Source organism: Gordonia sp. Z-3 (assembly GCF_036233855.1).
In the GTDB taxonomy this organism is placed as follows: Bacteria; Actinomycetota; Actinomycetes; order Mycobacteriales; family Mycobacteriaceae; genus Gordonia; species Gordonia tangerina.
This window is the reverse complement of the sequence record NZ_JAZARS010000008.1, coordinates 25454-39118: the sequence shown is the minus strand read 5'-3', so window position 1 is coordinate 39118 and position 13665 is coordinate 25454. Positions and strand designations below refer to the sequence as shown.

Below are 13665 nucleotides of genomic sequence, written 5' to 3'. Positions count from 1 at the left end.
GCGGGTGGCTCGAGCTACAGCAGCTGACGTAGACGTGCCGCGATGGCACTCCACTGCCAGCTCTGCAGCACGTGTTCGCGTCCGTTGGCGCCCATCTCGGCGGCAGCGGAGCGATCGCTGAGGACCGCGGTGATGGCGAGCGCCACGGCGTCGATGTCGGTCCCGTCGACCACGGTGCCCGTGACGCCTTCCACCACGGTCTCGGGCGCTCCGCCGGATTGTCCGGCCACCACCGGCACCCCTGTGGCCGATGCCTCGAGGTAGACGATGCCCAACCCCTCCACGTCGAGCCCACCCCCACGGGTGCGGGCCGGCATGGCGAAGACGTCGGCGACATTGTGGTAGTCGGGTAGCTCCGCCGACGGCACCGAACCGGTGAACACCACGTGGTCGGCGACCCCGTCGTCGTCGGCGAGTCGATGCAGGCGCTCCGCATAGGGGCCACCACCGACGATCACCAGCACCACGTCACCGACCTCGCGACGGATCAACGGCAGCGCCCGGATCAGGACGTCCTGACCCTTGCGCGGCACCAGTCGGGACAGACACAGCACCGTCGGACGATCGCCCAGTTCCAACCGGTCGCGTAGGCGCCGACGTGCGCCGGGATCAGGCGCGAAGCGGTCGGTGTCCACGCCCGGCGGTAGGTACTCCAGTGCGGCGTGCGCACCGAACGCGGATGCGAAACGGCCACGCGTATAACGACTCACGAAGGTCACCGCGTCGGTGTGTCGACCGATGTGGGCGAGCACCTGCCGGGCGACCGGCAGCATCGACCAACCGACCTCGTGCCCGTGCGTGCTCGCAACGACCCGTTGTGCCCCCGCCCGCCGCATCGCCGGGGCGAGCGTCGCCAATGGCGCGGCGGCACCGAACCACACCGTCGAGATGTCATGGGTCGCGATGAGCCGGGCGGCACGCCGCGCGACGGCCGGTGTCGGCAACATCAGCGACGTCGGGTGACGGACAATTGTGTAGAGCTGCGCGGCGTCGAACTCCTCGTGTCCCCGCCATCGCGGTGCGTAGACCACCACTTCCTCGGGCGGCAACAGATCCACCAAATTCTGCAGATACGACTGGATTCCGCCCGGCCGGGGCGGAAAATCGTTGGTCACCAACAAAGTACGTCGCATCAGCGCACCTGGGTGCTCAGCCAGCGCCGCCATCCCGCGACGAATTCGGTACGCGACACACCGAGCACGTCCACGATGGCCTCATCCTGCTGCGCGGTGTCGTCGGTGGCCGCGACTCCGATGTAGAGCTCACGCAGCCGGTCCTCGCCGTAGCGGTCGGCGACGTAGGCCGCCACCGACCACGCGGACTGGTAAGCACGTCGTGCGCCGTCGGAATCGACCGCGAAGTCGCGGTCGGCGGGTAGGTCCGCGGGGAGGTCGCCGACGTCCACGGCAGCCGCGAGATCCGGTGCCGCATCCGCGAACCGGGTATAGGTGCCGTTGCGTCCGACATATTCCGGTACTCCCTCGGTGATCCACAGCGGCGCGCCCGCCGCGGTGTCGACGCGCGCTGCGACATGGGTGAGCTCGTGGCGCAGCACCACGCCGAGTGCCGCATTCGACAGCCGCGCGGCACCCGGCGTGAGAACCACTCGCTGCCCCACCGCCACGCCGTCGTCAGTGTCGACACGACTGTAGACGGTTGCGGCGGCAGCTGCGGCGACGTCGGTCCCGGCGCTGCGCGTCAACGTCCGGAACTCGCCTGGGCGCGCGGTCGCCACCACGACCGCCCGCCGGGGCCAGTCCTCACCCCAGAACGCCGTCACCGCCTCCACCGAACCCGGCGCGAGTTCGCGGACACGCGCGACCACCTCGGCGGTCCCCGGATACGAGGCGATCACCGAGGTGCCGCCGGACGTCTGGACATCGGATGCTCCCAGGCCGGGCAGATCCCACAACTGGGTGGGAGCGGCGTCACCACCGATCGCTGCGCCATCACCGACCACCGTCCAGTCGTCGCCGTAGCGCGCCATCACCAGCTGCATGCCCACCACCACATCCGGTTCGTCGACCCCCGGGGTGCTCGCGCCGCCGAGGGCGTATCGGAGTTCGATCGGCGCCACCCACGAGTCCGAACTCCCCTGCGCGTCGAGTCGCTGCTGCAGGTCCGCAGGCACCAGCACCTCCGCCTCCGTGGTGGGCGCGACCTCGTATCGGAAATCTTTGAGCCGTAGTGCAGTTCCGCGCGGCGCCACGGTCGCGACCGTGGGGGACGAACCACTCGGCTGTGACCTGGGGGGCGCCGACGAGTTCGGTACGCGGCCGGTCGTCGGCGGCGACGAGAGCGGCGCGGTCGACGGCCGTGGGGCCGTTGGTCGCGGGGACTCCGCGCTCACGACGCTGCCGGAGAGGTTGACCGCAGCGGCGCGCAGTCGGGCACGGAACTCGGGTGTGGCGGCCGGATCGATGAGCCCGTCCACCCGATCTGCATCGCCTGCACTCAGCGCGCCACTGAGATCGTCGAGCGTTCGCTGTACGCCGTCCGCACGTTGTTGTTCAAAGACGTTCAGCGACGTCGTCGCGGTGGTGGACGCGCTGCTCGATGGCGCGCCCTGCTCGGCCGGGGCCGCACAACCGGCGAGGACCGCAACGGTGAGCACAGCGAGGAGTGCGCCCGGGGCCCGGCGCCACCGATCCGTCTGGTTGCCGGTCACCGGCACGCGTCCGTCGCCGATCGCCACTCAGTACCGACGGGCGGTGTTGTACGGTCCGGCATCGTCGATCGGCACGACCTTCACCGGCACGCCGAACGTCGAGGCATGGATCACGTAACCGTCGCCCACGTACATGCCGACGTGGTGGGCGTCGGAGTAGTAGATGATCAGGTCACCGGGCTTCAGGTTCTGTCGATCGACCGGTTGACCGGACCCGCTCTGCGCTTCACTGGACCGCGGCAATGTCTTGCCGGCCTGCTGGTAGGCCCACACCATCAGACCCGAACAGTCGAACGAACTGGGCCCGGTCGCGCCCCACACGTACGGATCACCGATACGAGTCAGCGCGGCCTGCACCGCGACGAGAGCCGACGAGGTTCCCTTGGGCACGAGCCGGGGGTCGAAGTCGAAATCTGGGCCGCGCAGGGCAGCGAGCTGCTTACCGGTCATCGATTCATAGACCGCCCGGATCTGCACCGCCTGCAGTTGCAGATTCGCCTGCTTGGCCTGCAGTTCCCCACGCGTTTTCTCCGCGGCGGCCACCGCCGTGGTCGCATCGGCCGCCGTCTTGTCTGCCGCCCGCTTGGCCTCGGTGGTGGTGGCGCGGGCGTCTTTGAGGCCCTGGAGATCTGCCGCGGATTGCCGGGAGATGAGCTCCAGACCGGACATCTGGTCGAGCAGCGCTTGCGGCGAGTCGCTGACGAGGACAGCGTAGAGCCGGTTGACCCGCGCTCCCTTGTAGCTGGCACGTACGACCGAGTCGACCCGGGTCTGGTAGTTCTCCAGCCGTTGCTGCGTCGATGCCAGGGTGCGATCGGCCTCGGTCGACGCCTTCTTCGCCTGAGCCACGATGCGCCGCTGCTTGTCGTATTCGATCTGGGCGTTGTGCATCGCCTCGGCCGATTTCTCGGCGTCGTCGCTCAGCTTCTTGTACTCGGCGAGGAGTTGGTCAGGAGTGCGAACCGGAGCCGCCGCCGCCGAACCGGCGGTCATCGCGGCACCGAACTGCCCGGACACCATTCCCAGCGCGACCAGGACCGCGACGAGCAGTACCGGCACGGGTCGTCTGTGTGTCCCCGACCGGCCGGAAACCACGGCTGTCACCTCTTCACCACCATTTCCCCCACATCACCGGGCGGTCGACGCCACTGGTCGGCCACGGACCCGCGTGATGTGTCGGGCGGATCACGTGATCACGTGATCCGCCCGACAAAGTCCACTCCGTGCTGCGGCGCGCTCGCTCAGTAACGACGGATTCCGGTCAGCGACCAATTGCTGACGTTGTCCTTCTTCACGGGCGTGCCGTAGGTCGACGAATGCACGAATTTGCCGTTGCCGGCGTAGATCCCGGCGTGGCCGCCACCGTTGAAGATCAGCACGTCTCCCGGCTTTGCCTGCGCGATCGAGGCGACCGGGGTGCCGCCGCCGAGCTGTCCGTAGCTGTCACGGGGGATGGTCTTGCCGGCCTTCTTGTACGACCAGTAGACGAGGCCGGAGCAGTCGAACGCGTTCGGCCCGGCCGCGCCGTAGGAGTACGGCGAGCCGATCTTGCTCTCGGCGTTGCTCACGGCCTTCTGCGCCACGGTGGGCTGCACGCCGAGGATGCCGCCGCCGCCACCTTTGGGCTGGAACTGCTGCGGGATCTGGTCGTTGTTGAGACCCGGGACCGTGAAGGTGCCGATGTTCGGGATCTCGACGCTGGCAGCCGGGTTCTTGGCCACCGGGGCGGCCTGCGGCGCAGCGGCCTTGGGCTCCTGGAATTGCTGGGGGATCTGCTTGCTGTCGACCCCAGGAAGTTCGAAACTGCCGATGTTCGGCACGTGAACCGGTGCGGCGAGCGCGGGACCTGCCGCAGCGGCGAGTGAGCCGACCGTGATCGACCCGGCCACAACCGCGCGCTTGGCCACTTTGCTGCCCCGGTTGGGCTGCTCCAAACGATGTTTCGCCACGAAGCGACTTCTCCTTGCTCTCCCTTCGACCGCCGACCGGGTTAGCTGTCGGATTCGGGCCGGAAGAATGGCCCTACGCAGCACATCCGACGACAAACAGCGTCGTCGGGCATGCGCGATTCACCCCAATTCGGATTGCTCCGAAACTGATGGTTCCCCGGTTCGCCCAGATGGGCGATTGAGCGGTGACCGATCCAGACCACTCCTGTTGGAGCGGGACGCTCTGAAAAGGTCTCGGAAAGGTTACGAAATCGAATGCGGGTCTGTCCACCGACCGACTTAGGCCGGTCGCGCACCGAAATCTCAACCAGCGCGCAGAATCCGCAGGCGCTGCCCCGAAACAGCCTCTTGAACAGTGGTTTTACTCGTTCTTGCAGATACTGCAGACGCTCTGGTGACCATCGCAGCATCGACGAAGACATCGATCGCGGCGTCGATCACCGCGTCCGGCGAACGGCCCGATTCCGTGACCTTTCCTCCACCTTGACCCACCGGGTTTTCGCAGTTGGGGGCATCGAAGAGGACCTGCATCATGCATCCGTCACAGGCGGCCGGACGGCCCGGGCAGGTCTGGCAATCGACGTACATCTGTGATCTCCATCTCACTTGGCTACGGTCGGGATGTCGACGCGTGTCGGAGTCGCCCTCCGGCCCGATTCGTCGCTTGCGATGAAGCGTAGGAACGACCACCGACAGAAAATGCACGAAGGACACCAAACCCACCGTTCCCGCCTGTCACATCAGCATCTGTCGTTGCATCGAACTAATGTTCGGTGCGTGGCTATCAAGGCGGTGGGCGACGGACAACTCACCTTTTCCGATCTCGACGGTGACGCCGGTCTCGACGACGACGATTTCGACCGCTCACTGTTCGACACCACGATGGTCGTCGTCGACCTCGAGACCACCGGCGGCAGCGCGGCGAACGATGAGATCACCGAGATCGGGGCCGTCAAGATCCGCGGCGGCGAGGTGATCGGCGAATTCGCCACCCTCGTCGACCCCGGATGTCCGATCCCGCCCAAGATCGTCACGCTCACCGGGATCACCGAGGCGATGGTTGCGGATGCGCCCATGATCGGCGAGGTGCTCTCCTCGTTCGTGGAGTTCGCCCGAGGAGCGATCCTGGTGGCCCACAACGCACGGTTCGACATGGGCTTCCTGCGGCACAACGCCCGCGCCCTCGGCATCGAATGGCCGTTCCACACCAGCTTGTGCACGGTCACATTGGCGCGGCGCGTTCTCACCCGCGACGAGGCCCCGTCGGTGCGGCTGTCGGTCCTCGCCGACCTATTCAACGTCTCGGTTCGGCCCACCCACCGCGCGCTCGACGACGCCCGGGCGACCGTCGAGGTGCTGCACCATCTGCTCGAACGGGTCGGCAACCAGGGTGTCGGCACCTACCGCGAGCTGACCGCCTATCTGCCCCGGACCAATCCACGCCTACGTGCCAAGCGGTCGATGGCGCAGAGTCTGCCGGCGCGGCCGGGGGTGTATCTGTTTCGCGGGCCATCTGACGAGGTCCTCTATGTGGGTACCGCGGTGGACCTGCGTCGGCGGGTGTCGTCCTACTTCACCGGCAGCGACCCGCGTCCGCGGATGAGTGAGATGGTGGGGCTGGCCACACGGGTCGATCACATCGAATGCGCTCATGGGCTCGAAGCCGGAGTACGCGAACTGCGCCTGCTGGCCGCCCACGCACCCGCCTACAACCGCCGCTCGACGCAACCGCATCGTGGGTGGTGGGTGGTGCTGACCGGTGAACGGTTCCCTCGTCTGAAGGTCTCACGCACCCCGACCGAGGACAGCATCGGCCCCATCGGTAATCGCACCACCGCCGCCACCATTGCCGACATGCTCGCGGCGGCCACCGGTCTGCGGAGCTGCACGACACGCAGCGGGTCCGCCTCCCACCACTGGTGCCGTTCCGAGGCGGCCGGTGGGCCTCGCATCGGAGGCTGCCACGCCGCTTCGGATCGGCCGCTGACACTCCCCGACTATTTGCCTCGGGTCTCGGCTGTCCGCGATGTCATGACCGGCGATTCCGACGTGGCGCTCGCGACACTCACCGATCGCCTGACACACCTGTCCGAGATGCAGATGTTCGAGAGCGCCGCCCGCCACCGGGACCGCTTGTCGGCGACCATAGACGTGCTCGCGCGATGTCAGCGGTTGTCCGCACTGAATCGGATCGCCGAACTGGTGGTGGCCCGGCGTGACGAGCAGCACGGATGGGAGCTGGCGGTGATCAGACACGGCCGTCTCGCAGGTGCAGGCGTCGCGCGTCGCGGTGTGCCGCCGATGCCGGTGGTCGACACCCTCGTGGCCGCCGCCGAAACCGTCCTTCCGGGTGTCGGCCCCCTGTTCGGGGCCCCCGCCGAGGAGTCCGCGCTGCTCTACCGCTGGGTCACCGAACCCGGCGCGCGCATCGTCGGGGCCAGCGAGCCGTTCGTTCTGCCGGGCGCATGCGCACAACGATGGTCGGCCTGGTCGCGTGTCGCCCACGACGCACGCGAGTCGCCCCGTCGCGCCGGGTGACACGACGCACCGCACTACAGTGTCAACCATGATCACCGCCATCGTCCTGATCCACGCCGACGTCCACCAGATCCCGGAGACCGCGCAGGCAGTGGCCGACATCCCCGGGGTGTCGGAGGTCTATTCGTGCGCCGGTGACGTGGACCTGATCGCGAAGATCAAGGTGCGTGACCACGACCAGATCGCGGACGTGGTGACCGGCAAGATCAATCGACTGCCCGGGGTGACCCACAGCGCCACTCACATCGCATTCCGCAGTTACTCGCGGTCAGATGTCGAAGGCGGATTCTCCATCGGCGAGGAGTGAACAGGGCCCGTCCCCGACCAACACGGGTCTCGGCCTGATGCGGATCTCAGCGCTCGTCGGCGAGTTCGGCGCTGAGCGACGCCCAGCGTTCGAGTAGACGGGCGACGTCACCGCCGTCGAGCACCGCAGCCGCGCGGGTCATCGCCTCGACCATCGCATCCGTCAGCCCGCTGTCGGTCAGCACGGCGCGTTGTTCGAATGCGACCAGCGCCGCCGCCGCATTGAGGAGCACGGCATCGCGCACCGGACCGCGGGTGCCCGCGAACAGATCGCGCGCGATAGCGGCGTTGCGCTGCGCATCGCCACCCTGCAAGGCGGCCAGTTCGACGCGTTCGACCCCGAGGTCGGCGGGATCGAGAGCGAGCCGGGTGACCTGACCATCGACGACCTGCCACACCGTGGATGTGGTCGTGGTGGTCAGTTCGTCGAGTCCGTCGTCGCCACGCACCACCAGTGCCGAACTGCCACGGTCGGCGAACGCTTGCGCCAGTACCGGCGCGAGATCGTCGAACGCACATCCGATCAGGCCACTCGAGGGCCGCGCCGGGTTCGTCAACGGCCCCAGCACGTTGAACACGGTCGGGATACCGATCTGCTTGCGGGGCGGTCCGGTGAACCGGAACGCCGGGTGGAACACCGGTGCGAAGCAGAAGCCGATGTTCACCTCGTCCACGCATCGCGCCACCGCGTCGGGCCCGAGCGTGATGTCGACGCCGAGGGCTTCGAGCACATCGGCACCGCCGCTCTTCGACGACGCCGCACGATTGCCGTGTTTGACGACGGGCACACCCGCAGCAGCCACCACCATCGAGGTCATCGTGGAGATGTTCACCGTGTGCGAGCGGTCTCCGCCGGTGCCCACGATGTCCACCGCCGGCCGACTCACCTCGACGAGGGCCGCGTGCTCCAGCATCGCCGACGCCAGGCCGCGTAGTTCGGCGGGAGCCGCGCCCTTCATCTTCACCCCGACACCGAATGCAGCGATCTGCGCGCCGGTCGCGGCATCGCTCATGATCTCGTTCATCGCCCACGACGCCTCGTCGACGGTGAGATCGATCCGGTCGGTGACGCGTCCGAGGATGTGCGGCCAGGTGTACGCGGAAGAGTCCGTGCTGCTCACAGAGAAAACAGTAGTGGCCCGCCGATCAGCGACCCGCCACCGGTGGCTGCAGGACCTGCCAGCGCAGCACTTCGCCACCGTGTCGCGAACCGAGGCTGGCCATCCGTGAGCGCTCCTGCGACAGATGCATGGCATCGAGCAGCTGCACCCGAGCGAGCACGACGATCACCTCGTCGGCAGTGCCGGTGTCGGATGCTAGTCCGTCGACGGGCCCCACCTTGGCCGATTGGTACCCGTCCAGCCCGGCGAGCGCGACCGCGTCGTCGACCTGCGAGGAGGGCAGTCGCAGCACATGACGCAGCACCACCTCGTCGTCGGCCCGCCACGCCGAGTCGGCCAGGGCAGTCGAACTCGCCACGGCATCGTCTGCGGATTCGACGACCACCACCAGGCTCGGGTCGTCGACCTGCACCTGCGCGGCCACCTCACGTCGGCCCAGTACCCGGTCACGCAACCGCGTGAGTCGGCCCACCTCCACCGGGCGGCCGTTGAGGTCACGCCGCACCGGCGAGGCCTCCGGTCCACCAGCTCGATTCACCCGTCACACCTCCAGGAAACCATGCTCGTCCAGACACGCCGGAACAGTCGGCGACCGGCGACTACCAGCGACGAAACAAAAAGTTCCGGTGAATATCGGACCCAAGTGGTCAGCCCTTACTACGAACCGTCATACTTCATTTTGTGACTAGCGCTGTAGGTACCTCAGGAACAGCCATCACCTCGCGCGTGCACTCGCTGAACCGGCCCAACATGGTCAGCGTCGGCACGATCGTGTGGCTGTCCAGTGAGCTCATGTTCTTCGCTGGACTGTTCGCGATGTATTTCGTCGCGCGCGCCAACTCCTCGGTGGGTTGGCCACCGGAGCCGACCGAGCTCAACCTCACCCTCGCGATCCCGGTGACGACAGTGCTGATCCTGTCGTCGGTGACGTGCCAGATGGGTGTGTTCGCCGCCGAGCGCGGCGACGTCTTCGGTCTGCGCCGCTGGTATGTGCTGACGTTCCTGATGGGTGCGTTCTTCGTGGCCGGACAGGGCTATGAGTACTACCACCTGGTGCACGAGGGCACGACGCTGAGCTCGAGCGCCTATGGTTCGGTCTTCTACATGGCCACCGGTTTCCATGGCCTGCACGTCATCGGTGGTCTGGTTGCCTTCATCTTCCTGCTGATCCGCACGAAGTTGTCCAAGTTCACGCCGGCCCAGGCCACCGCCGCCATCGTGGTGTCGTACTACTGGCACTTCGTCGACATCGTCTGGATCGGCCTCTTCGTCACGATCTACTTCATCAGGTAGCCGTTCCCGGCACGCCTGCACAACAGTCCGCCCGCTTAGTAGAGAGTCACAGATGAGTTCATCTCCACCGCGACCGTCGGATAACGACGACGTGGCCGCCGGTACGGATTCCCCGGTCGGCGCCACCCCGGCGCGCAAGGCGAAGTCCCGACGCAAACTGCGTCGTCGTGCGAGCGGCACTCTGCTGCTGCTCGTCGGTCTGCTGACCGCCGGTGTTCTGGCATCGGTCCTGACGCCCAAACCTCAGGTAGCCGTCGCCGACGAATCGAACGCCGCCCTGATCGCCGACGGCAAGAAGCTCTACGAGACCTCGTGCATCACCTGTCACGGCGCCAACCTGCAGGGTGTGGACGATCGCGGCCCGGCTCTGTTGGGCGTGGGCGATGCAGCGGTGTACTTCCAGGTCTCCACCGGCCGCATGCCGGCCGCGCGCGGCGAGGCCCAGGCCACCCGCAAGCCGCCGAAGTTCACCAAGGCCCAGATCGACCAGCTCGGCGCCTACATCCAGTCCGAGGGCGGCGGTCCGCAGGTCATCTACGAGCGCAACGCCGATGGCTCGGTGAAGATGGAAGACGGCCTACCCGTGCTCGCCCAGGAGTCGCTGCGCGGCGACAACCTCGGCCGCGGCAGCGAGTTGTTCCGCCTCAACTGCGCCTCGTGCCACAACTTCACCGGTCGTGGTGGTGCGCTGTCGTCGGGCAAGTTCGCCCCCAACCTCGATGGCGTCGAAGAGCAGCAGATCTATACGGCGATGCTAACCGGACCGCAGAACATGCCGAAGTTCTCCAACCGGCAGCTGTCGCTGGAGGAGAAGCGCGACATCATCGGCTTCATCAAGTACGTCACCGAGTCCAATCCGCAGGGCGGCCTGAACATCGGCGGTTTCGGCCCCGTCAGTGAGGGCATGGTGATGTGGGCGATCGGCGTCACGGCGATCGTCGCCGGCGCGATGTGGATGGGATCACGGACATGAGTGCACACGACGGTAAGGACACCCCGTCGCAGGACGAGCTCGACCAGATGAGCAACGACGATCTGGTCAAACTCGGCACCAACCTCGACGGCGTGGAGATCATCCACCGCGCCGAACGGTTCCCGGAGCCGGGCACCGGCGTGGAGAAGCGCGCCGAGCGTCAGGTCGCGATCTGGTTCACCATCGCCGGTCTGTCCGCGATCGCCTGCTTCATCATCTTCATCTGGAACCACTGGGAGTTCGCACTCCCCGATTCCGCCGACTACTGGCGCTACACCCTCAACACTCCTCTGTTGGGGATCACCTTCGGTCTGTCGGTGCTGTCGATCGGCATCGGCATGGTGATCTTCACCAAGAAGTTCATCCCTGCCGAGATCTCCGTGCAGGATCGCCATGACGGTGGTTCCAACGAGGTCGACAGGCGGACCGTCGCAGCGGAGTTCAACGACTCCCTGACCACCTCGACCCTGCCGCGTCGCAAGATGATTCTCGGATCGGCCGCCTTCGGACTCGGCGCCTTCGCGGTCACCGGGCTCGTCGCCGGCCTCGGCGGCATCATCAAGAACCCGTGGGCCAAGGGCGACGATGCGCCGCTGTGGCACACCGGTTGGTCGCCGATCTACAACCCCGCCGACGATCCCAACGAGACCGTCTTCCTACGCCGCGACACCGGCAACCCGCACCAGGTCGCCCTGGTCCGGCCGGAAGACCTCGACGCGGGCGCCATGGAGACGGTCTTCCCGTGGCGCGTGTCCGACGGGTACGGCGAGACCGAGGAGTCACGCCACAAGCTCGTCGAGGGTCTGCGTTACGTCAGCAACCCCGTCATGCTCATCCGCTTGCGCCCCGAGGACGCTGCCCGCGCCATCAAGCGCAAGGGGCAGGAGAGCTTCAACTACGGCGACTACTTCGCCTACACGAAGGTGTGCAGCCACCTTGGCTGCCCCACCTCGCTGTACGAGCAGCGGACCAACCGCATCCTCTGCCCGTGCCACCAGTCGCAGTTCGACGCGCTCGAATACGCCAAGCCGGTCTTCGGTCCGGCCGCCCGAGCACTGGCGCAGCTGCCGATCACAGTGAACAATCAGGGATACATGGTCGCCGCAGGCGACTTCATCGAACCCGTCGGACCGGCATTTTGGGAGCGTAAGTCATGACCATCGCCGACCGTGTCGCGGCGCAGGCCAACGAGGTCGACTCGCGATATCACGCCGCCCCGGGCATCCGGCGGCAGATCAACAAGGTGTTCCCCACCCACTGGTCGTTCCTGCTGGGTGAGATTGCGCTGTACAGCTTCGTCATCCTGCTGGTCTCGGGTGTCTACCTGACCCTGTTCTTCGATCCGTCGATGAGCGAGGTCATCTACGACGGCGCCTATCAGCCACTCAATGGCGTGATGATGACCAAGGCGTACGCCACCACCCTGGACATCTCGTTCGAGGTTCGTGGCGGCCTGTTCGTGCGTCAGATCCATCACTGGGCGGCACTGCTGTTCGCGGCGTCGATCGTGGTGCACATGGCGCGCATCTTCTTCACCGGCGCGTTCCGTCGTCCGCGTGAGGCCAACTGGATCATCGGCTGCGTCTTGCTGATCCTGGCCATGTTCGAGGGCTTCTTCGGCTACTCGCTGCCCGACGACCTGCTCTCGGGTACCGGCGTCCGCGCCGCCATGAGCGGTATCGTCCTCGGTATCCCGCTGATCGGCACCTGGATCCACTGGGCTTTGTTCGGCGGCCAGTTCCCCGGCGACATCATCATCCCGCGCCTGTACATGATGCATATCCTGCTGTTCCCAGGGATCATCTTGGCGTTGATCGGCGCGCATCTGGCACTGGTCTGGTACCAGAAGCACACCCAATTCCCCGGCCCCGGCCGCACCGAGAAGAACGTCGTCGGTGTGCGTATCCTGCCGGTGTTCGCAGTCAAGTCAGGTGCGTTCTTCGCGATCACCACCGGTGTGCTGGCCATGATGGCGGGCATTTTCCAGATCAACCCGGTCTGGACCATCGGCCCCTACAACCCGGCGCACGTGTCCGCGGGCTCCCAGCCCGACATCTACATGATGTGGACGGACGGTCTGGCCAGACTCATGCCCGCCTGGGAGTTGTACCTGGGCAATTACACGATCCCGGCGATCTTCTGGGTGGTCGTGGTCATCACCATCATGTTCGGGGTGATGTTCGCCTACCCGTGGATCGAGAAGCGGTTGACCGGCGACGATGCGCATCACAACCTGCTGCAGCGTCCGCGTGACGTGCCGGTGCGCACCGGTATCGGCGCAATGGCACTGTCGTTCTGGATCATCCTGACCCTGTCGTGCATGAACGACATCATCGCGCTGAAGTTCGACATCTCGCTGAACGCGACCACCTGGATGGGCCGGATCGGTCTGATCGTGGTGCCGCCGCTGGCCTACTTCATCGCCTACCGGTGGGCACTGTCGCTGCAGCGCAGTGACCGCGCGGTGCTGGCCCACGGCATCGAGACCGGCATCATCAAGCGGCTGCCGCAGGGTGAGTACATCGAGGTACACCAACCTCTCGGCCCGGTCGACGACCACGGCCACCCGATCCCGCTCCCCTACGAGGGTGCCGCACTGCCGAAGCGGATGAACAAACTCGGTTCGGCAGGAGCACCCGGTACCGGCTCGATCCTGCTCGAGGATCCGCCGGAGCAGCAGATCCGCAACACCGAGCGCGAGCACGAGGTGGAGAAGTCCGAGCAGCAGGCACTGCGCGAACTGCAGGCCAAGGGTGGCAACCCGCTCGACTGATCTGCGGTGAGCATCGACCACGGCCGCCGTCGCACATCGCGACG

At 66.6% G+C, this 13665-nt stretch carries 13 protein-coding genes and 1 riboswitch; of the genes, 6 read left to right on the top strand and 7 right to left on the bottom strand.

Annotated features, from left to right (window positions below; genetic code table 11):
• Positions 1-14: 14 nt before the first annotated feature.
• From VX037_RS10955 to VX037_RS10935, 5 genes are all read right to left on the bottom strand, one after another.
• The gene (locus VX037_RS10955; RefSeq protein ID WP_328714193.1) at positions 15-1133 is read right to left on the bottom strand and encodes a glycosyltransferase family 4 protein; all 1119 of its coding nucleotides are present in this window, start codon (positions 1131-1133) and stop codon (positions 15-17) included.
• Positions 1133-2668 carry a hypothetical protein gene (locus tag VX037_RS10950; RefSeq protein ID WP_328714192.1) on the bottom strand — a complete coding sequence of 512 codons (1536 nt, stop codon included), beginning with the start codon at positions 2666-2668 and terminating at the stop codon, positions 1133-1135. Before VX037_RS10950 ends, VX037_RS10955 begins: the two co-directional genes overlap by 1 nt.
• Before the next feature lie 27 nt (positions 2669-2695).
• Positions 2696-3688, bottom strand: a complete 993-nt coding sequence (locus tag VX037_RS10945) for a C40 family peptidase (protein WP_235723264.1) — start codon at positions 3686-3688, stop codon at positions 2696-2698.
• 221 nt (positions 3689-3909) lie between these two features.
• Positions 3910-4617: a C40 family peptidase gene (locus VX037_RS10940; protein WP_266060963.1), complete on the bottom strand. Its 708-nt coding sequence runs from the start codon at positions 4615-4617 to the stop codon at positions 3910-3912.
• A 14-nt stretch (positions 4618-4631) separates the two neighbouring features.
• Positions 4632-4812, bottom strand: a riboswitch (cyclic di-AMP (ydaO/yuaA leader).
• A 108-nt stretch (positions 4813-4920) separates the two neighbouring features.
• On the bottom strand, positions 4921-5151 hold the full coding sequence (locus tag VX037_RS10935; protein WP_287015050.1) for a hypothetical protein: 231 nt from the start codon (positions 5149-5151) through the stop codon (positions 4921-4923).
• A gap of 165 nt (positions 5152-5316) precedes the next feature.
• Between VX037_RS10935 and VX037_RS10930 the strand changes: the two genes are divergently transcribed.
• Both VX037_RS10930 and VX037_RS10925 read left to right on the top strand, forming a co-directional pair.
• Entirely contained in the window at positions 5317-7155 is a 1839-nt protein-coding gene (locus VX037_RS10930; protein WP_328714190.1) for a DEDD exonuclease domain-containing protein, read from the top strand.
• 28 nt (positions 7156-7183) lie between these two features.
• On the top strand, positions 7184-7462 hold the full coding sequence (locus tag VX037_RS10925) for an Lrp/AsnC family transcriptional regulator (protein WP_160901131.1): 279 nt from the start codon (positions 7184-7186) through the stop codon (positions 7460-7462).
• Between the two features lie 46 nt (positions 7463-7508).
• Here VX037_RS10925 and trpD read toward each other — a convergent pair whose 3' ends face one another.
• Positions 7509-8582: an anthranilate phosphoribosyltransferase gene (gene trpD / locus VX037_RS10920; RefSeq protein WP_287015052.1), complete on the bottom strand. Its 1074-nt coding sequence runs from the start codon at positions 8580-8582 to the stop codon at positions 7509-7511.
• A gap of 25 nt (positions 8583-8607) precedes the next feature.
• Complete coding sequence (locus VX037_RS10915) at positions 8608-9120, bottom strand: hypothetical protein (RefSeq protein ID WP_328714188.1); 513 nt, start codon at positions 9118-9120, stop codon at positions 8608-8610.
• 143 nt (positions 9121-9263) lie between these two features.
• Here VX037_RS10915 and ctaE point away from each other — a divergent pair, with 143 nt between their 5' ends.
• From ctaE to qcrB, 4 genes are read left to right on the top strand one after another with little or no spacing between them, the layout of a single operon-like run.
• Positions 9264-9875, top strand: a complete 612-nt coding sequence (ctaE, locus tag VX037_RS10910; RefSeq protein ID WP_266060955.1) for an aa3-type cytochrome oxidase subunit III — start codon at positions 9264-9266, stop codon at positions 9873-9875.
• Between the two features lie 52 nt (positions 9876-9927).
• Positions 9928-10848 carry a cytochrome bc1 complex diheme cytochrome c subunit gene (gene qcrC, locus VX037_RS10905; RefSeq protein ID WP_328714187.1) on the top strand — a complete coding sequence of 307 codons (921 nt, stop codon included), beginning with the start codon at positions 9928-9930 and terminating at the stop codon, positions 10846-10848.
• Positions 10845-12005, top strand: a complete 1161-nt coding sequence (gene qcrA, locus VX037_RS10900; protein WP_235723250.1) for a cytochrome bc1 complex Rieske iron-sulfur subunit — start codon at positions 10845-10847, stop codon at positions 12003-12005. The genes qcrC and qcrA overlap by 4 nt, the downstream gene beginning before the upstream one ends.
• Positions 12002-13621, top strand: a complete 1620-nt coding sequence (gene qcrB, locus VX037_RS10895) for a cytochrome bc1 complex cytochrome b subunit (protein WP_328714186.1) — start codon at positions 12002-12004, stop codon at positions 13619-13621. Before qcrA ends, qcrB begins: the two co-directional genes overlap by 4 nt.
• The last annotated feature ends 44 nt before the right edge of the window (positions 13622-13665 follow it).

What these genes read in the sequence shown, in the direction of transcription:
- VX037_RS10945 (WP_235723264.1), bottom strand. Translation starts at nt 3,688, where the DNA reads ATGGTGTCCGGGCAGTTCGGTGCCGCGATGACCGCCGGTTCGGCGGCG.
- VX037_RS10935 (WP_287015050.1), bottom strand. Translation starts at nt 5,151, where the DNA reads ATGATGCAGGTCCTCTTCGATGCCCCCAACTGCGAAAACCCGGTGGGT.
- VX037_RS10925 (WP_160901131.1), top strand. Translation starts at nt 7,184, where the DNA reads ATGATCACCGCCATCGTCCTGATCCACGCCGACGTCCACCAGATCCCG.
- qcrA (WP_235723250.1), top strand. Translation starts at nt 10,845, where the DNA reads ATGAGTGCACACGACGGTAAGGACACCCCGTCGCAGGACGAGCTCGAC.
- qcrB (WP_328714186.1), top strand. Translation starts at nt 12,002, where the DNA reads ATGACCATCGCCGACCGTGTCGCGGCGCAGGCCAACGAGGTCGACTCG.
- qcrC (WP_328714187.1), top strand. Translation starts at nt 9,928, where the DNA reads ATGAGTTCATCTCCACCGCGACCGTCGGATAACGACGACGTGGCCGCC.
- VX037_RS10955 (WP_328714193.1), bottom strand. Translation starts at nt 1,133, where the DNA reads ATGCGACGTACTTTGTTGGTGACCAACGATTTTCCGCCCCGGCCGGGC.
- VX037_RS10930 (WP_328714190.1), top strand. Translation starts at nt 5,317, where the DNA reads ATGCACGAAGGACACCAAACCCACCGTTCCCGCCTGTCACATCAGCAT.